The organism is Roseivirga sp., assembly GCF_049099775.1.
In the GTDB taxonomy this organism is placed as follows: Bacteria; Bacteroidota; Bacteroidia; order Cytophagales; family Cyclobacteriaceae; genus Roseivirga.
Window position 1 is genome coordinate 133541 of sequence record NZ_JAGDZM010000009.1, and the last position, 19079, is coordinate 152619.

The 19079-nt window shown below is 39.8% G+C and carries 15 protein-coding genes and 1 tRNA gene; 8 read left to right on the forward strand and 8 right to left on the reverse strand.

The window, feature by feature from the left end; translation table 11 throughout:
- Window positions 1–46 precede the first annotated feature (46 nt).
- The 4 genes from JXQ92_RS15355 to JXQ92_RS15370 all read right to left on the reverse strand — a co-directional run bounded on the left by JXQ92_RS15355 (window position 47) and on the right by JXQ92_RS15370 (window position 4739).
- Window positions 47–730 carry a Crp/Fnr family transcriptional regulator gene (locus JXQ92_RS15355; RefSeq protein WP_421987519.1) on the reverse strand — a complete coding sequence of 228 codons (684 nt, stop codon included), beginning with the start codon at window positions 728–730 and terminating at the stop codon, window positions 47–49.
- Window positions 731–733: 3 nt separating this feature from the next.
- A complete protein-coding gene (locus tag JXQ92_RS15360; RefSeq protein WP_421987520.1) occupies window positions 734–1357 on the reverse strand; it encodes a LysE family translocator in 624 nt (207 codons plus the stop codon).
- Window positions 1354–2430: a hypothetical protein gene (locus JXQ92_RS15365; protein WP_421987521.1), complete on the reverse strand. Its 1077-nt coding sequence runs from the start codon at window positions 2428–2430 to the stop codon at window positions 1354–1356. The genes JXQ92_RS15360 and JXQ92_RS15365 overlap by 4 nt, the downstream gene beginning before the upstream one ends.
- Window positions 2431–2864: 434 nt before the next feature.
- Window positions 2865–4739, reverse strand: coding sequence for a sigma 54-interacting transcriptional regulator (locus JXQ92_RS15370; protein WP_421987522.1), 1875 nt, complete (start codon window positions 4737–4739; stop codon window positions 2865–2867).
- A gap of 134 nt (window positions 4740–4873) precedes the next feature.
- Between JXQ92_RS15370 and JXQ92_RS15375 the strand changes: the two genes are divergently transcribed.
- The 3 genes from JXQ92_RS15375 to JXQ92_RS15385 all read left to right on the forward strand — a co-directional run bounded on the left by JXQ92_RS15375 (window position 4874) and on the right by JXQ92_RS15385 (window position 6633).
- Complete coding sequence (locus JXQ92_RS15375) at window positions 4874–5350, forward strand: YHS domain-containing (seleno)protein (protein ID WP_421987523.1); 477 nt, start codon at window positions 4874–4876, stop codon at window positions 5348–5350.
- A 78-nt stretch (window positions 5351–5428) separates the two neighbouring features.
- A complete protein-coding gene (locus tag JXQ92_RS15380) occupies window positions 5429–5944 on the forward strand; it encodes a hypothetical protein (protein WP_421987524.1) in 516 nt (171 codons plus the stop codon).
- Window positions 5932–6633 (forward strand): NRDE family protein, encoded by a 702-nt coding sequence (locus JXQ92_RS15385; RefSeq protein ID WP_421987525.1) that lies wholly within the window; start codon window positions 5932–5934, stop codon window positions 6631–6633. The genes JXQ92_RS15380 and JXQ92_RS15385 overlap by 13 nt, the downstream gene beginning before the upstream one ends.
- Before the next feature lie 34 nt (window positions 6634–6667).
- Here the strand turns inward: JXQ92_RS15385 and JXQ92_RS15390 are convergent, their stop codons facing one another.
- From JXQ92_RS15390 to JXQ92_RS15400, 3 genes are all read right to left on the reverse strand, one after another.
- Window positions 6668–8218 (reverse strand): aldehyde dehydrogenase family protein, encoded by a 1551-nt coding sequence (locus JXQ92_RS15390; RefSeq protein WP_421987526.1) that lies wholly within the window; start codon window positions 8216–8218, stop codon window positions 6668–6670.
- 144 nt (window positions 8219–8362) lie between these two features.
- The gene (locus JXQ92_RS15395; protein ID WP_421987527.1) at window positions 8363–9811 is read right to left on the reverse strand and encodes a S1C family serine protease; all 1449 of its coding nucleotides are present in this window, start codon (window positions 9809–9811) and stop codon (window positions 8363–8365) included.
- A gap of 148 nt (window positions 9812–9959) precedes the next feature.
- A complete protein-coding gene (locus JXQ92_RS15400) occupies window positions 9960–10385 on the reverse strand; it encodes an Hsp20/alpha crystallin family protein (protein ID WP_421987528.1) in 426 nt (141 codons plus the stop codon).
- Between the two features lie 202 nt (window positions 10386–10587).
- On the opposite strand from JXQ92_RS15400, the gene JXQ92_RS15405 reads away from it, so the two are divergent.
- From JXQ92_RS15405 to JXQ92_RS15425, 5 genes are all read left to right on the forward strand, one after another.
- Window positions 10588–11841, forward strand: a complete 1254-nt coding sequence (locus tag JXQ92_RS15405) for an NRAMP family divalent metal transporter (RefSeq protein WP_421987529.1) — start codon at window positions 10588–10590, stop codon at window positions 11839–11841.
- Between the two features lie 91 nt (window positions 11842–11932).
- A tRNA-Asn gene (locus JXQ92_RS15410) sits at window positions 11933–12006 on the forward strand.
- A gap of 145 nt (window positions 12007–12151) precedes the next feature.
- Window positions 12152–15073: a ligand-binding sensor domain-containing protein gene (locus JXQ92_RS15415; RefSeq protein ID WP_421987530.1), complete on the forward strand. Its 2922-nt coding sequence runs from the start codon at window positions 12152–12154 to the stop codon at window positions 15071–15073.
- Between the two features lie 42 nt (window positions 15074–15115).
- On the forward strand, window positions 15116–15769 hold the full coding sequence (locus JXQ92_RS15420; protein WP_421987531.1) for a response regulator: 654 nt from the start codon (window positions 15116–15118) through the stop codon (window positions 15767–15769).
- Window positions 15770–15889: 120 nt separating this feature from the next.
- Window positions 15890–17869 carry a cadherin domain-containing protein gene (locus JXQ92_RS15425; protein ID WP_421987532.1) on the forward strand — a complete coding sequence of 660 codons (1980 nt, stop codon included), beginning with the start codon at window positions 15890–15892 and terminating at the stop codon, window positions 17867–17869.
- Between the two features lie 82 nt (window positions 17870–17951).
- Here JXQ92_RS15425 and JXQ92_RS15430 read toward each other — a convergent pair whose 3' ends face one another.
- Window positions 17952–19061: a helix-turn-helix domain-containing protein gene (locus JXQ92_RS15430; RefSeq protein ID WP_421987533.1), complete on the reverse strand. Its 1110-nt coding sequence runs from the start codon at window positions 19059–19061 to the stop codon at window positions 17952–17954.
- Window positions 19062–19079 lie beyond the last annotated feature (18 nt).

Here is a 19079-nt window from a genome sequence, read left to right on the forward strand (position 1 = left end):
AAAGACCGCCATAATATGACGGTCTCTTTTCAATATTTATAACTTGTTAAGCGGCCAGTGCGCTAATGTTCGGAATAGTAATTAAGCTCCTGCTATAAAGAATAGTCCCTTCTTCCTTCAACTCATTAATAAGCGTAGTTACTGTCTGTCTTGATGAACTTATCAGACTTGCGATTTCATTGTGTGTAAGGTAATTTTTGATCACCAAGCCGTCTTCGGCAGGCTTACCTTCTTTATGTGCCCAGTCTACCAAGAAACTTTTCAACCTAGCCTTCACATCTTTAAAGACAAGGTTTGCATATCTATGCTCTAGTTTTCTGAGCTTCTCGCCCATTTTCTTTGAAAATGATAGGGCTAAACTAGGGTGCTTCTCCATCAGCTTTTCAAATTCTTCCATCGTAAAAGTGCAAAGTATCACTTCACTCGAAAGAATTTCGGCAAACTCTTGACTTGGCAACATAGACGTGATTGGGATTTCACCAAAAAGATCACCGGTAAGAATTATATCCTTGATCATTTCATTACCAAGACCGTCTACTTCGCTTATTTTAATTTTCCCGTTGATGAGGAAGTAGAGTCTCTTAGACTCGTCATTTGCGAAATGAATCGTTTGACTCTTTTTCATTCTCACAAAACGTGAGATTGCACATAGATCGTGAATTTGTTCTTTACTTAGGTTGGCAAAGAGATCATAGTTTCTCAAGTACCAGTATTTTATTTCTTTCTGCATGAATCATAAGTTTATTACCAATTGAATCAGTGCCATAGCGATTAAAATTCCGCCCAACACCTTATTATAGTTTTTCGTCAACTTTTTGAAGATGAAATCCCGATTCCTGGTAGTAAGCTCGGCAACAAGCCACTGCAGTAAAAATGCACCCAAGGCCGTTCCTATTACGAAAGCAACTTGAGATGGTAAAGAATTATTTTCTAAAATAGAATTGCTTCTAAGCAACGTAATTATAAAAAGCCAATAAGGATAAAGTTGTGGATTGAGCATACCAAACGTAGCGCCTACCCAAAGTTCTTTTCCTTGCTTGTCTAATTTGTTATTCTGTTTTGTTGAGGCTTTTTGTAAAAACAAATAGACCCCGAAAATAAGCAGGATTCCAACTGTCAAATACTTGAGGTAGTCGTCGAGTCCTTCGTATTGTGATATAAAATTTGAACTGCCAATGGCCAATCCACAATACAATAACTCAGGTAAACTACCGCCAAGACCGAAGATGATGGCTGCTTTCTTATTCTTATGAAGGGCCGTATGGATTGTACCCATATTAACCGGTCCTAGTTGCAATGATGCAACAAAACTAATCGCTGTAGCGACTATCAACGCTTCAATTACCGTCCAAATCATTTGGCAGAAGCAGTTTTAGTTCCGTTCATTTGATTTTGAGATAATTCATTGGATGAAAAATGAGTTCTCAATAGTCTGAACATTTCCCAAAAAGGAGTAACCCTAGCGCCTTGCTTCATATTTTCGATACTGACTAAACATGAGGTTTTCATACTTGTCATGGTATCCTTATATGCTTGAAGCAAGCTATATTTTGGATCGTAGATATGACCTGGTTCCGAAGTCACGCCATTGAGCTCCAATATTTTTATGTTTCGCCCAGCGTATAAGTCTTCTATCGAACTTACTTTTAAGTCAAATCTCCCAAAATTAAAACCATCTACATCAGCTGCTATCTCATCGAAAACACTCACCAATTTATCATTGATTAGGTGTTGCCCACTTAAAAATTTAGTGCCTAAACAGTGGTTTCCAATAGGCTGCAAATTTTCATATGCACCTTTGGGTAAAACATCGTTTAAATGCGTTCCAAATTTCTCTTCAAGTACAGGCATCTGGAGTTTTGCTCGTTCGCTTTTTGCCAACAAGGTTCGAATTGTTGAAACTCCATCTCCAGTTACACCCAAGAATTCCTTTTGTACAATTGAAGTAATATTACTGGTATTACTAATCGGTAACTTGTGATAAAGTACACCGAGCTCAATTTCAAAATCAACGAATTCTTGAATGATAAAATCCTGATGGTTTTGGGTAATGTAATGTTCAAGGTTCAGTTGGCTGTCCAACTTTTCTACTTCAGCGCCACGTTCACCAACATCGGGTTTGATAATCATCGGGAAGGTCAATCCAGTATTAGTAATTCCTGCTACAACATCTGACAAGCTAGTATTAGCTTCAAAGAATAGCGTAGTGGGTTTATACTTAGGATTAATCTTTTCTAAGATGTCTATTTTGGACTCGCCAAAAACACCTCCATGAATAATTCCAGGATTGGCAGCGGTAAAGTATGTTAAAGACTTTGCTCGTGCTGCTAAATAAATCCAATAAGGCACTAGAGGCATAAAAAACAACCAAAAGGGCCAATATTCATAGTAGATTATCTTAACCAGAAAAAGTGGTAACCTATGTCTCATAAATCAAAATCGAAAGATAATCAACGCCTGAACATAAACTTAGTTTTGTCAAGAATAAGTGTTAACCAACACTTTGTCACTCTGCCGTCTACAGAAGCGTCTGCTTAATGACAACTAGCGTGCCAAGTCGTATTTTATCATTATACTCAATTGATTATCAATAGTTTATATTCATACAGCTTAAATAATATACTAAATAAAATTACTATATTTCGTGATTTTCACTATTATTCAGGAATAGTGATAACTAATTCAATTATGGGGTATTAGATCATTTAGACTGCTTTTTGATCACAAAATTATTGGTATAATTTTTTTCACGAAATATCAGGAAATAACATAAAATCAATACTCCTTACATTTTTGCCTGCTCGCATTCATTTAGCTCAACACTATTCCAGACAGAAGGAACAATTGAAACACATGATGAAATTCTAACCCGAGACACCGCGCTTTATTTGTAAGCGCTTCATTCGAGACTCGAGGGTGGTCGGCTTCATGCCTAAAATTTTTGCTGCTCCCTTATCACCGCTTACTCGCCAGGCTGTTTTCTGGAGCACACTTATGATGTACTTTCTTTCGAATTCATGAAGCGTATCAAAATCGCTTGAAAAAGTTTGTGATTCGGTTCGTGGAATCCAATCGCCGAGTTCTAAAGCGCGACCACTACTAAGAATCACCGATCGCTCAATTACATTTTCCAATTCTCGGATATTACCCGGCCAATGATACCCTTGTAAGGAGTTAATTACGCGCTTTGGAATTGACATTACCTTCTTGCCAATCTTGGCCGAATATCGGTTCACAAAGTGCCTTGTCAAAAGCGGAATATCTTCTTTCCGCTCTCGCAATGGCATGCTGTATAACGGAAATACATTGAGTCGATAAAACAAATCAGCTCTAAAAGATCCTTCATCTACTTCTTTCTGTAAATCTCTATTCGTTGCTGCAATTACGCGCACATCTACCTTAATGGTATTTGTACTACCAAGGCGATCGAATTCACCTTCTTGAAGGGCCCTTAGCAATTTTGATTGCAACTCTAAAGGGAGTTCTCCAATCTCATCTAAGAACAAGGTTCCGCCATCGGCCAACTCGAATCGGCCAATTTTCTTCGCAATAGCACCTGTAAACGCCCCTTTTTCATGCCCAAACAACTCACTTTCTATCAGGTTTGCTGGAAGCACGGCACAGTTTACTTTTACCAAAGGACGGTTGCTTCTTTTACTAATATTATGAATAGCTCGAGCCAGTAACTCTTTCCCCGTTCCAGATTCACCTAGAATAAGCACCGTTGCATCAGTGGTAGCTACTTGTTCGGAGGAAGACAGTACCGACCTGAATTTGCTGCTTTGGGTAATAATTTCTTGAAAATTATGTTCGTACTTAATTTCCTCTTGTAGGTAAGTGTTTTCCGCCTCCAGTCTGTCTTTTAGACTTTCAACTTCTTCTACCGCTTCGACTAGTTTCTGGTTCGCAATTTTTCTTTCTATTTCAACCGCTGCCCGATCTGAAAACAGCTTTAAAATTTCAACCTCCTCTTCAGAAAGCTCCAGTTTAGTGTCATTAAATATTGCAATGTGACCAATACAGTCATTCTCTGAAGAAAGGATTGGCACACCAAAGTAACCTTCTACACCTTTTTCTCTTTCAAACTTATCATGAACCCCTGTTTCCAGTAACCAGGTTTCGGAATTATCAACCACAAATTTGCAAGGGGTGCCGTGGGTATCGTACTCTACGTTTTCCTGCAGCCTGTTGTCTTTAAAATAAGCAAGTGTTCTTAATCGAGATTTAGAGGCATCAACACACTCCGTTACAATAGTCATGTGTACCCCCAGCGATCGACAAATGTTCTCTACAAGTGCTACAAAAAAATCTCCCCCTAAGGTATTGGATGTTGTTTCTGAAACTGAACGCAGTAAACGCTCTTTTCGCTTTCTTTCTGTTATATCTAAGATGAAACTTACATTGTAAGCTTCACCTTCAAATTCAATGTGATTTACAAATATCTCAACTGGTATCTCTGTTCCGTCCTTTCTTAAATGCGTTGATTCGAGCCTAACTTTTTTCTCAATCTTAGATCTTTCCCAAAGCTCAGCATAAGTATCCGCGTTGAAATTTGGGTTTATTCGGGTGATATTTAATTTCTTGAATTCTTCGGCGGTATAGCCGTAAAGGAATTGAGCAGTTTCATTAGCGAATTTGAGCTGACCAGTCTCGTCCATCCAAAAAATAGAAGCAAGCGCTCTTTCTACGGTAAACTCCGATAGCTTAGTGTAGTCGATAGAGGGTTCAAATCCTTTCATATTTCACGAAATATCGTAATATTATATGAGATATGGGTTGAACAAGAATTCTTTATCAAATGTCAGGAAGCCGCGCTTCTGATACATCCTAATAAATTTGTTCTCCGTTAGAACCCTGAAATAAATATATGACTATGCGACGATCGCTAATTTTTTCACTGCTCAGTTTCTCCTTTTTTATGCTGACAATTTCAGCAAAAGGCCAAAATCAGTCTTATGATTTAAAGCATTATAATTTAAAGAAAGGGTTGGCTATTCAGGGTTATGACCCGGTGGCTTATTTTACTGAAAACAAGGCAGTAGAAGGGTCAGACAAGTTTTCTGCGAAAAAAAATGGCATTACTTATCATTTCTCAACAGAGGCCAACAAGCAGCTATTTCTTAAGTCGCCTAGCAAGTATGAACCTGAGTATGGGGGGTATTGTGCCTATGCCATGGCTAGTGGAGATAAAGTCAGAATTGACCCTGAGACATTTAAAATCATTGATAACAAACTTTATCTTTTCTATAACTTCCGATTCACCAATACGCTCAAATCTTGGAATAAGGATGAGCCTAATTTACTACCAAATGCAGAGCGTGAATGGGGTAAAATCATATCCAACAATTGATTTGAAGGTGTCCTCCGAGAAATCTTAAATTATTATTACTTACATTTGGCCTTATTATCTGTTAAAAAACAACATTAGATGCAATTAAAGGAGGTTTCGGCTCGAATTTTAGATCAGATAATTCAGGTCACCAAACAGTTAGAAGATCAAGCATTTAGACAACCTCTAAAGGTTTTATCGGATAACACTATTGGAAAGCACATTCGCCATATTATTGAATTCTACGATCTTATGATTCTAGGGATCAATTCTGGTGAAGTAAATTACGATCAGAGAAGCCACGATAGGGTTATTGAAGAAAATCGCCTTTTAGCGATCGAAAAAATGAACTCTCTCAAAATAGAAATTGAGAAAATCTCCGCCGACAGTACACTTACGTTAAAGGCTAACTACAATTCTAACAAAGATGAGCCTTTCAACATTGTAACTTCTTACTATAGAGAGTTGCAATACAACATTGAGCATGCAATCCACCACATGGCGATTATTAAAATTGCTATTAAAAGCGAATTTTCAAGTGTTCAAATTCCAGAAGGTTTTGGCATAGCTTATTCTACCATTAAATACGAGAAGGATAAAACATGTGCACAGTAACTTTTTTACCTAATGGTAAAACTGACTATGTACTCACTTCCAATCGCGACGAAACACCCAAAAGAGCGGCTTTAGCTCCTCAGGGTTATTCGATTGGCACTTCGACTATATACTACCCGAAAGACCCTCTAGCAGGTGGTACTTGGATAGCTACTGATAAAAAGAGGTATACACTTTGCCTTTTAAATGGTGGCTTTGAAAAACACAAACATCAACCGCCTTATAGAATCTCACGAGGTCAAATGGTTCTTCAGTTTTTCGAGACTAACGACCTACAAAAGTTCAGAAACAACTTTGAGTTTGAAGGCATGGAGCCTTTCACGCTAGTGGTAGTAGATTCGGGAGCGCAACAAACCAGATTAGATGAAATGGTTTGGGATGGCAAAAAGCTTCACACCAAGACACTTGATGCTACTGAAGCTTACATCTGGTCTTCAAGTACGCTTTACCCTGAGTCTGTACGTGCAGAACGCAGGTCATGGTTTGCGCTATGGACGAAGGAACAACACAGCTACATTCAGGAGGAGATAATGCTTTTTCACAAATCTGGAGGAAAGGGTGATGCTTGGAATGATTTTGTAATGAATAGGGATGAGGTGGTAAAAACAGTAAGTATTACCTCTATAGAAAAGGCTAAGGCTGATTTTAACCTTGTCTATGAAGATTTGATAAAAGAAAAGGTGTCATAGACACCTTTTCTCAATTCCAATAAAACTTTCGTTTCTATAAGTCGAACTTAATGCCTTGTGCTAAAGGAAGTTCAGTTGTATAATTTAGCGTATTCGTCTGCCTTCTCATGTAAGCTTTCCATGCATCTGAACCAGACTCTCTACCGCCACCGGTTTCTTTCTCACCACCAAAGGCTCCACCAATTTCAGCACCTGAAGTACCAATATTAACGTTCGCAATTCCACAATCAGATCCTGAAGCTGAAAGGAAATAATGTGCATCTTGAATGTTATTGGTCATGATAGCAGAAGATAAACCTTGTGCCACACCATTTTGAAGATCGATAGCATTTTGAACATCTCCTTCATATTTCAAAAGATATAAAATTGGAGCAAATGTTTCAGCTTGTACAATGGCAAACGCATTGTCTGCTTCTACAATACACGGCTTCACATAGCAACCACTTTCATAACCAGCACCTTGTAAAACACCGCCTTCAACGATAACATTTCCTCCTTCGGCGCCCACTTTTTCAATTGCTGCTAAATAACTATTAACTGCGTCTGTGTCGATCAGCGGTCCAACATGATTGTTTTCATCTAACGGATTACCAATTCTTAATTGATTATAAGCATCAACAAGTGCTTGCTTTACTTTGTCGTAAATAGACTCATGGATAATTAACCTTCTTGTGGATGTACATCTTTGACCTGCCGTACCTACAGCTCCAAATACACTACCAATTACTGTCATTCTTAGATCAGCTTCTGGCGTTATAATGATGGCATTATTGCCGCCTAATTCAAGTATAGACTTACCTAAACGTTCGGCCACTGCTCTGCCGACAATTTTACCCATTCTTATGGATCCTGTTGCAGATACCAATGGTACTCTTCCATCAGAAGTCATCATTTCTCCTACGGTATAATCTCCATTGATCATACAAGAGATTCCTTCAGGAAGGTCATTATCCTTCAATACTTCAGCAATAATATTCTGGCAAGCTATTCCGCACAAAGGTGTTTTTTCTGATGGTTTCCAAATACAAACATCTCCACAAATCCAGGCTATAGCAGTATTCCATGCCCAAACGGCTACAGGGAAATTGAAAGCAGAAATAATTCCTACGATACCCAATGGGTGCCATTGTTCTTGCATATGGTGACCCGGACGTTCAGACTTGATGGTCAGACCATGCAGTTGGCGAGACAATCCAACTGCAAAGTCGCAGATATCTATCATCTCTTGTACCTCCCCAAGCCCTTCTTGGTAAGACTTACCCATTTCGTATGAAACAAGTTTACCTAGCGCATCTTTATGTATTCTCAGCTTTTCGCCGAATTGCCGAACAATTTCACCACGATGTGGTGCTGGCATATCTCTCCATGATTTGAAAGTAGCTTGAGCTGTAGTAACAACATGCTCGTACTCTTCTCTGGTAGTAGATGTAACAGAACCAATTAGCTTCCCATCTACAGGTGAGTATGATGAAACTTGGCTTCCTGCGCCCATTGTTTTAAGGCCTGTAGAAGTCCCACTATTATTTGATTTAACACCTAATTTTTCAAGTGCTTCAGCTATGCCGAAGTCCTGCTGAATTTCCATTTTCTATTTTTTTAATTTCCACCCCATAGTTACGGCTATTTTGGAAGGTGTGCAAAGACATGAATCAGAATTGCCTTTCACACAAAAGCATAAAAAAACCTCGACAAGCGAGGTTCTTTATTTAAATCATAGAAATGGGTCTTTTTACCAATCTATCTTGAAGTATTCTTTTTCGCCTTCAGGATATTTACCCATCACATAGAAATCTCTCTTTTTGGCATCCAAAAGATTTTGAAATTGCTCTAATTCTGTGATGTCTCGATCGCCCACTTTTGTAATGATAAATCCTTCCTTAATTCCAGCTTCTTTCCATGCGCCATCTCCCAGCTCTAATAGCTGCACACCGCCTTCTACCCTTAATGCATATTTTAACCTATCTGAAAGGCCAGCAAATGTTGCTCCTTCAATTTTATAGGTAAACTTAATTTCCTCTGGATCTCTGGAAATCAATTCAACTTTCTCTCTTAGCGTAAGGCTCGCCTCTTTCACATAGCCATCTCTTTTGAATTGCACCATTATTTCATCTCCTGGTCTCTTTCTGGCTACAAATTCCTGTAACTCACTCGTGGTTTTAATTGGTCTTTCATCGATACCAACGATTACGTCATTGTCTTTTATACCTGCTTCATCAGCAGCACCACCCGGGCTTACACCACGAATCAGCACCCCAGACAACTCATCTGTCCCTCGGCCATCAGCATCCATAATTTGAACCCCTAACAAGCCGCGTTTCACTTCACCAAACTCAAGCAAGTCATCCATAACTTTCTTTACTAAAATGGATGGTACAGCAAATGAATAGCCGCTAAATGTTCCCGTATTAGTAGCTATCGCCGTATTGATACCAATTAGTCCTCCATCTAGATTTACAAGAGCACCTCCGCTATTGCCTCGGTTTACCACTGCATCGGTTTGTATAAATGACTCAATACCATATTGATTTCTTTGCCCGCTAATCAGGTTAATATTTCGGGCTTTGGCACTCACAATACCTGCAGTTACAGTATTGTTTAAATCGAAGGGATTTCCAACGGCGAGCACCCACTCTCCTATTTCCACTTGATCGGAATCTCCAAACTCTACAAAATCTAAGTCCCCTCCCGCTTTAATTTTTATCAATGCCAAATCTGTATCTTCATCTACGCCAATTAAATCGGCTTCAATTCTTCGATTATCATCTAGCCTTACTTCTAATTCATCTGCGTCTTCTACTACATGATAATTTGTTACGATATACCCATCTGGTGAAATTATCACTCCTGAACCAGTCGATTGTCTTACTCTACCTCTTCTACCTAAAAGCTTAGACCAAGACCTTGAACCACTGGATGGCCTTGTTGTATTGGTAATATGAACTACAGCCGGCACTGCCGCCCTAGAGGCTTTTATGAAATTGATTCCTTCTGGAACTGTGTAGTCACGGGGTGTTTCATCAATTTTATTGAAAGAAGTAGTGACTGAAGCGCTTAAGTCATCGCTATTACTGGGCCCTATCTGACCATCAGTTAAAACACTCATCCCTATGAGAACGATTAACCCTCCTAGACAGGAAGAAGCCAGCAAAGCCAAGAAGAATTGTTTTTTACTTATCATAGCAGAAGTGTTAACGTTGGAATTCTAACGCTCAAAAAAGCTGTGGTGTTCTAATATATTTAAAATATGGTCTGATTTAACCTGATTTAACAAAAAAATAGGGCTACCATCTCTGGTAGCCCCCTTAATCAACCTCAACAACACTAACCTACTTCACGGTTATCTTCGAAACTATCTTTTTACTTTCATCTTTCGGCACAACTACATTTAGAATGCCATTGTTATAAGTTGCTTCAATTTTTGCTTCTTCTACGCTATCTGGTAATTGAAAAGACTTTTTAAAAGTTCCATACTGCGTTTGAACAGCATAAAAATTCCTGTCTTTATCTTCCTTCACGAATTTCCTCTCGCCACTGATAGTCAGAAGACCATCTCTTAAATCGATACTAATATCCTTTTTATCTAAGCCAGGTACTGCTAATTGAATTTCAAAAGCTTTACTCGACTCGGCTATATCTACACTTGGTGTAAACGAAGCCTCTGTTTGGTCAGTCGACTCATTAAAGAAACGGTCGAAAAACCGATCTATTGTTACCGGGGATGCCCAATCTGAATTTCTACGTACTAAGTTCATGTCTTTATGTTTTAAATTTTTAATTCGTTTCCCCTCTATTATTCAAAACCGTACCATCGCGAAAATTTAGATTTTTACTGCCTTATTGGCATCTTTTTTCTCTGTTTTAATAATTTATGCGTCATATTGACAGTTTCAAGGTTGGAACTTGTCGTATGAGATGATCTAATGATTCTCTATTTTAGCTGACGATAGCAAATCAATGTCTACAAATCGTAAAAACCTTTTAAAGGCCTTAGGACCAGGAATTCTATTTGCCAGTACCTGCATTGGCGTTTCACATTTAGTCCAATCGACCCGAGCCGGAGCCGACTTTGGTTATGGACTAGTTGCTTTTATTGTCCTAGCCTTACTTTTCAAATACCCTTTCTTCGAGTTCGGATCTCGCTATGCGGCCGCAACCAAAAAGAGTTTATTGGAGGGCTACCTTGCCGAAGGAAAATGGGTACTCTGGATTTATTTCTTACTAAGTCTGTTTTCCATGTTTACAGTTACCGCTGCAGTAACATTTGTTACTGCCGGTATGCTAAACAACCTTACTGGACTTACTATTGATCCCACTTATGTTTCAGGAGGCATTTTACTGTTCTGTACCATCGTCTTAGCCATAGGGAGGTATGGTCTTTTAGATGCTATGCTTAAAATAGTAGGCACAGTGCTGCTAGTTTCTACCTTGGTCGCTTTTTTTGCATCCGTGGCTAAGGGAAGAGTTTCTCCCGTAGAAGGTTTTATTCCACCTGAAATTACAGAAAGAGGCAGTTTAATTTTCATCATCGCTTTAATGGGCTGGATGCCTACCGCCGTAGATCTATCTACCTGGAATAGCTTATGGGCTGTAGAAAAAATGAAACAAATTGGTTACACCCCAAAGCTTAAAGCCGTACTCTTCGACTTCAACTTTGGGTATATCGTAACCGCAATCTTGGCCATCTGTTTCTTAACATTAGGTGCTAATGTAATGTACGGAACGGGTATAGAGCTCTCAGGCAATTCCACTACATTTTCTGACCAAGTGGTGACACTTTTTACAAGCGCTTTAGGTGATTGGGCATATCTTATCATCGCTACGGCTGCATTTAGCGCCATGTTTAGTACTACAATTACCGTAGTCGATGGATTTGGGCGTGCGATGGGAGAAACGGTAAGGTTGTTATTTTTCAAAGAAGCCAACCCAAAAAGAACTTATAATGGCATGATATTGACGGTTAGTGCCATTTCGTTTCTGTTTATTTTACTGCTCGCAGCCAACCTAAAAGACCTTGTTGATTTAGCCACAATCATCTCCTTCTTAATTGCACCGGTTATCGCACTTATTAATTATAGGGTAATTACTTCCAAACAAATCGGTGAAGAATTCCGCCCGAGTAAGCGGTTATTATTACTTGCTAAAAGCGGAATTGTGTTCCTTTCGGTCTTCGCAATTGTCTATGTGATCGTTTATTTTTTCATGGGGTAAAAAAATGTCAAAAAAGATATTGGATTAATTGAATACAACTACTAATATTGCACTCCGTTTTGAACGCAAGACGGTCAAAAAAATTGAAAATTCCTCCTTAGCTCAGTTGGTTAGAGCATCTGACTGTTAATCAGAGGGTCCTTGGTTCGAGTCCAAGAGGAGGAGCATCAATCATAAGCCAGTTACGAAAGTGACTGGCTTTTTTTGTGTCGTGCTTTTAACCCAAGCCCTATCAATTCACATAATTCTACATAGAGGTCCATCTGTTTTTAGTAATTTGTCTTTTCGACAAAACACTACCTGACATTCAATGTTCCTATCACTGCTTCTAAGCTTATTCCAGCTAGTTCAGCAAGAACTGCCTATTCCGAAGGTCATTAGCACGCAAGCTGGGCTTTCGAATAATATTGTCTACGACACCTATCAAGACCACGAAGGGTTTATTTGGATCGCTACAGACAATGGACTAAATCGTTTTGACGGATATAACTTCAAGGTTTTCTATCATGACACTGAAGACAGCACCTCTGTCTCAAATAATGTAGTCAGATCTATACTTGAGGATTTAAATGGAAATCTTTGGATAGGAACCCTTGATGGACTCAATCTCTACCACAGAAAAACGGAAACATTCAAACACTTCGATACAACACAAGACATTCCAAACGATAGACTAGACATCCAGCATATGTACTTAGACAACCAAGGCATAATCTGGTTCAACAACCTAAATACCATTGGTTGGTTCGATACGAATACCTTAGCATTTGGATTCATCGACTCAAGCTATTCCGCTTCTACCTTGGCCATAGATGGACGAAATGGCATCTGGATGTCTTCTAATAGTGGGACCCTAGAAAAATTCAGAGTTGATACAAAAAGCATTCATCTCATAAAGAAAAACGACAATACCGATAAAATCCCGCTTCATTGGGGCAGCTATTCGAATTCTCTTTGGATTAAGCATAACTCATTTAGTGACTCCTTTGAGGTTAAGACATCGATACTTCCGAAACTTCCAAATGATGTTTTTGCCAAAGAACTACTGGAGACAGATGAGAATACCTTATGGATTGGTACAGAGATCGGCCTCTTTATTTACTTTAAAGACTCTCAAGAACTCAAAAGTATCGACTTAGGCAATTCTTCCACGCTATCCTCGGCTATAAGAAGTATTGATAGCGATAGAAACGGAGGTGTCTGGGTTGGAACACTAAGTGGCCTATTTCATTTTGATTCATTCCAAAAACCATTTGAACACATTGATATCGTCAATGCCAGCAGCGATGTAGTGATGGGGATTGAAAGTTCATCACAAACCATCTATGCAAATGCACTCGGCCTAGGACTTTATACCTATGACCTAAAGTCTGGTCAAGTCAAAAAAAAGCAGTTCTCTCAAAAGGCTCCGGAAGGGTTCAATTTCATCTGGAACATCGAAACAGTACCAGAATCGGATTTTCCCTTATGGTTGGCCACAGATGCTGGACTCCTTTTGTACAATCCCAAAAATGGAAACTGGAAGGATGTTAAACTCCCGCGCTCGATTGGAAAAACCAACCCATCCTTCTCAATTTTAAAAACTGACAATGGGTACAACTGGGTGAGTTCCAAGGAGGGAGTTCATCAGGTATCTAAAAGAGATGGGAGAATAATTAAGAGCAAACCACTCCAAGAGCTCACCAAAGCGTCCCTCATTCAAGACCAATCTCTTATCGGAGATCAACTGTACATAGCGACTGAGGGAGTAGGCATATTAATTTATGACATCAAATCAGAAAGTGTACAATTCCTTTCAACCGTAGTTCCGGCATCTAAGATCATATCTTCTACGCCTATATGGGAGTTGTTTAAAGACAATAAAACCCTCTGGATCGGCACCAATAGAGGGCTCTTTAGTCTCAATACAGAATCGAATGATTTCAAACAAGTGACCACAGTTCCCAGCTTAGAGAATCGGGTGATTTTCAGTATTGACCAAGATCAAAACGGAACACTTTGGATGGGTACGGAAAAAGGCTTGGCTTCTTTCAATCCACAAAACAAGAAAACACGATTTTACAATGAGAATGATGGTTTGAAAAACATAGAATTCAACAGGAAGTCAGTTAGACAAACCTCGGAAGGCCAATTACTATTCGGAGGGGTAAACGGTATAACTGCTTTTTATCCAGATCAAATTCAGCAAAACACTATTGTCCCTTCCCTTCACATCACTGACATAGAGGTCATCACGAGTGACTCAACTTTTAGTCCAACCCTCGAAGAAACAGATAAACTCACACTACCCTGGCATCAGAATACGGTTCAAGTCAGCTATGTAGCGCTTAACTATACCAACTCCTCCCAAAATCAATACCGTCATCAACTTGTCGGTCATGATCCTGATTGGGTTGAAAATAAAGGGACGCGTCAAGCGCGTTATGTAAAATTACCTCCTGGCGACTACACATTTGAAGTAATGGGGTCTAACAATGATGGCCTTTGGAACCCAGAAGCGAAATCTATCATCATTGAAATACTCCCTCCCTTTTGGCAAACATGGTGGTTCAGATCAGTTGTAGTTATCACGGTTCTACTAATCTTATGGGGCCTCTACCGATATCGAGTTAAAAAGCTATTGGAAGTTGAGAGAATGCGGCTGAGAATTGCTGGAGATTTACATGATGAAGTAGGGAGTGGATTAAGTGGCATTGCATTAACTGGTGACCTCCTACAAAGACAACTCAAGAATGGAAGGGCTAGGCCCGAACTAGTTGAAAGGATAACCAAAAATGCTAGAAACCTTGCCTCATCACTTGATTCTATTGTCTGGTTGATTGATCCCAATAAAGAAAGCCTAGGAGATTTGCTAATGAAAACCCATGCCGTTGGGACAGAACTTCTAAATCAGTCGAAGTTCGAGATGAGTGATCAGCTCAACGAAACTGACAGATTGAAATCATTAAGTGCAGATCAGAAGCGACACCTATTTTTATTTATGAAAGAAGGCTTCAATAACATTGCAAAACATGCAGAAGCTGAGTGTGCATCGTTGACTGTTCGATTGAAAAATAATGAGTTGACAATAATTCTTAAAGACAATGGCATTGGCTTCGACATAAAAGAAAAAGAGAAGGGTCATGGGCTAGGAAGCCTTTCCAATAGGGCTGGTTTGCTCAATGCTCAGTTAACATTGAATTCTAGTGCCGAAAAAGGCACAGCAATAAGTCTAAAAATGAAATTACCGTAATTGCGGTATAGCGCATTCCTTAATTAACCTGTTTATTGGACTATGCTTGAAACTGATATAAAAACCGTTTGGATCGTTGAAGATGACCTCGTTTTTAGAGAATCACTTATCGATCTAATCAACGACGAAGCTTCATTGAATCTTGCGCTAGTGGCTGGATCCATTGAAGAAGCGTTCGAAGGGTTTGATCATTCTTTGGCACCAGATGTTATCTTAGAAGACATTGGACTGCCCGGTATGTCGGGTATTGAAGCCATAGCACACTACAAAGAAAAGTATCCTTCAGTAGCCATTATCATGTTAACCATTTTCGATGATGACGAACGCGTATTTGAGGCAATAAAGTCTGGAGCAGATGGCTATTTAATGAAAAGGACTCCTGGCGATCAAATCCTAATGGGCATTCAGGATGTACTACAAGGCGGTGCCCCAATATCTCCGGCAATCGCAAAAAAAGTAATGCGAATGCTGGCCAATGGGCAAACACAATCCAAAAGTAAAGACTCAATTCTTACAAAAAGAGAAATCACGATTCTTGAGCATTTGGTAAAGGGACAAACCATAGATCAAATAGGTGAGACTCTATTCATCAGTCGACATACCGTCGACACTCATACCAAAAACATCTACCGAAAACTTCAGGTGCACAACCGCAGTACTTTGACAGCAAAAGCTATTAAAGAAGGGCTTATTTGATCTCTATTCAGCTTTTTCAGTAAAAATACCCCAAACACGGTATGGCTTATATGCCATGCATCTCCTCATATTTGGGTTATCTGAAAACACATTAATTGAATCAAAACAAACCTTATTGGGATGAAGCAAATTACTAAGAAGTCTTTCCTATTTTTATTCTTCTGCCTAGCTATCGTGGCCTGTGGTGATGATGAAGAACCGAATACTGCACCATCTATCAGTGCACAGTCATTCAATGCCTCTGAAGGAATCACTGATGGCGACGTAATTGGTATAGTAACCGCCTCTGATGAACAGGGAGATGCCCTCACTTTTAGCATCAGTTCTAACGACAATAACCTATTTACCATTACCGCAGGCGACGCTACCACAACTGGTGGACAGCTAGGCTTAAACACAGGTCAGAATTTAGATTTTGAAACCGCTACAACACATAGCATTGTGGTAAGCGTGAGTGACGGCCAGCTCACAACTACAGCGACAATAACTATCAACGTAATCGACGTAGATGAAAATACCATGCCTACCATAGCAGCCCAGACTTTTACGGCTGCAGAAGACATCAGCGATACAGCACCAATTGGCACGGTTGCGGCTGCAGATGCTGAAGGGGATGCCTTGACTTTTAGCATTACCGGAAACTCAGACGACTTATTCGAAATTACAACAGCTGGCGAAATCAGTTTAGCAGCTGGCGCGAACTTAGATTTTGAAACGACTACATCTCACGATATCACCGTAACCGTTTCAGATGGTAGCCTCACTGCTTCGGCAACGATCACTATCAATGTAACAGATGTAGCAGAAAACACGGCGCCTGCCATTGCCAATCAGACATTTACCGTTGCGGAGGATATCGACCCTAATACAACCATTGGTACAATAACGGCTACGGATGCTGAAGGCGATAATATCTCCTTTAGTATAACTGCAAATGATAATGGCCTATTCCGACTCATTGATGGCGGTGATCTTCGCTTAGCGACAAACCAATCCCTTGATTTTGAAACGGCAACCAGTCATAGCATTACCGTGGAAGCAACGGATGGTGGACTAAGCAACACCGCGACTATCACCATAGAAGTAACGGACGTTGACGAATCTAACCCTGCTGCTAGTTACACCGTTTCGACTCTTGCTGGTGGCACACAAGGCTTCCTGGATGGGCAAGGTGAATCGGCTCAATTTAATAGCCCGAATGGCGTAGCAGTAGATGCTGATGGTAACGTATATGTAGCAGATTCTGGCAATAAGCGGATTCGTAAAATTGATACCAATGGAAACGTAACGACCATAGCAGGCACGGGTGCTGAAGGGAATAATGATGGTGCCGGTTCGCAAGCAACATTTACTTTTCCAGATAGGCTTGATGTAGATAATGGAACCGTTTATGTCTCGGATACCGAAACTATACGAGTGATTGATAATAGCTTGAATGTGACTACACTTACTGGTAAAATTAGTACCAGAGACGATCCAACAGTATATAGGGATGGTGCTTTAAACGTCGCTCGTTTTAGCAACATTAAAGGCATAACTCGAGACAACGCGGGAAATATCTTTGTGGCCGATGAAGGCAACCATAGAATTCGTAAAATCGATACTAATGGAAACGTAACCACCTTCGCCGGTGGTGGACAAGGAAATGCGGACGGAAACGGTACTTCTGCAAGGTTCAGAAACCCTAAAGGTGTGGCCGTAGACGCCAATGGAAATGTATTTGTAGTGGATAGCAGCAATGACAGAATCAGAAGAATTGACCCATCAGGCAACGTAACAACATTTGCGGGCACAAGAGAAAACTTTGCTGATGGACAGGGAACTGATGCAGCTTTTAACACGCCAACAGGTATTGCCATCGACTCAGAAGGCAACCTCTATATCACAGATACGAATAATGTAGCCATTAGGAAAATTGATCCTGACGGTAATGTTATCACTATCGCGGGAGCTCGTGGTGCTGGTGTTGGAGATGTAGACGGCACTGGGGATGTAGCTCAGTTCGACCTTGCAACTGGAATCGCAGTGGATGCCAACGGAAACATTTATGTAGCTGATCCTCGAAATCATAAGATCAGAAAGATCGTTTTTAACCAATAACATTTATACAATCGCAAAGTGAAAAAGGAGGCCAGTAATAACTAGCCTCCTTTTTTATTAATACTAAAAATCATTACCTATCTCAATTAGGATTGAGCGTGAAATACTCTCGAGGGGAAGTTCCCATTATCTTTTTGAATGACTTGTTGAAAGTTGTTTTGGAATTGAAGCCAGCTTCTTGCGCTAAACCAAAAAATGTCAAGGTTTTAGCTTTATCAGTGCTAGCCAATTTGATAAACTCTTTAATACGGAAGTAATTCACATACTCGAAAAAGTTCATGCCTATCTGCTCATTGAGTAGGCGCGCTACATCTGGGCTATTGACTCCAAGCATTTCTGCCAAATCCGCTTTCATCAGGTTTCGGTTGAGATATGGCTTTTTCTCGGTCATTACTTGATCTAGTTTCGCTTTTAAAACCTCTAGCTCCTTAAGTGTAAGTTTAGACTGAACATATTTCTTAGAGGCTACAAAATGGGCCATCTTAAAAATCGATGGCTCTTTTATGTTGTAATAAGAAATAAACAAAATAACGTATGCAATACTCAGCCATATAAAGGGTCTAACATCTCGCTCTAACCAACTTTGCCCAAAAACTCCAATTAAATAAACCGCAAGCCAGACAAGAAGACAAAAGCCAATAGATATTAGGAAGTTCTTCAGAAAACGTGACTTTACAGAGAAACTTAACTCGTCTAGCGAAGCATTGATAAACGTTCGATAGGCGTTGAAACTAAGCACCCAGTAAACACTATTTACTATTAAACCAGCACCCATGAAGATAACAACCGCCCAATACAATTGTCCGCTTTGAATTCTTTCTTGGATAAGAGCCGGAGAAGAAAACATATAGTAAACCGAAAGAACCACTGCATAACAGAGACCTGGTAAATAGTGAATCAAATCCTTTTTAGTAAACCGTTGCGCGGTTAACGAAGATCTAGTGAACAGGAATACTGTCGGCCCGAAAAGAAACGTGGCATACTCTGATAAAGCAATCAGTCGGTACGTACCCCCAAACAAACCAAGCGCGTAAAGTACCCTCCCAGACAAACCTATAAATAGCACCACCAAAAGTACTACCAGGTAGGGATTGATGTTTTTGCGAGCTTTTGTGGAGAACGCGTAAATACCTAGCAAAAAAATGCACTGCAAAAAACCGAAATACACCAATTGGTTTAAAATGATTTCCATACCGTCGATTAAATTAAC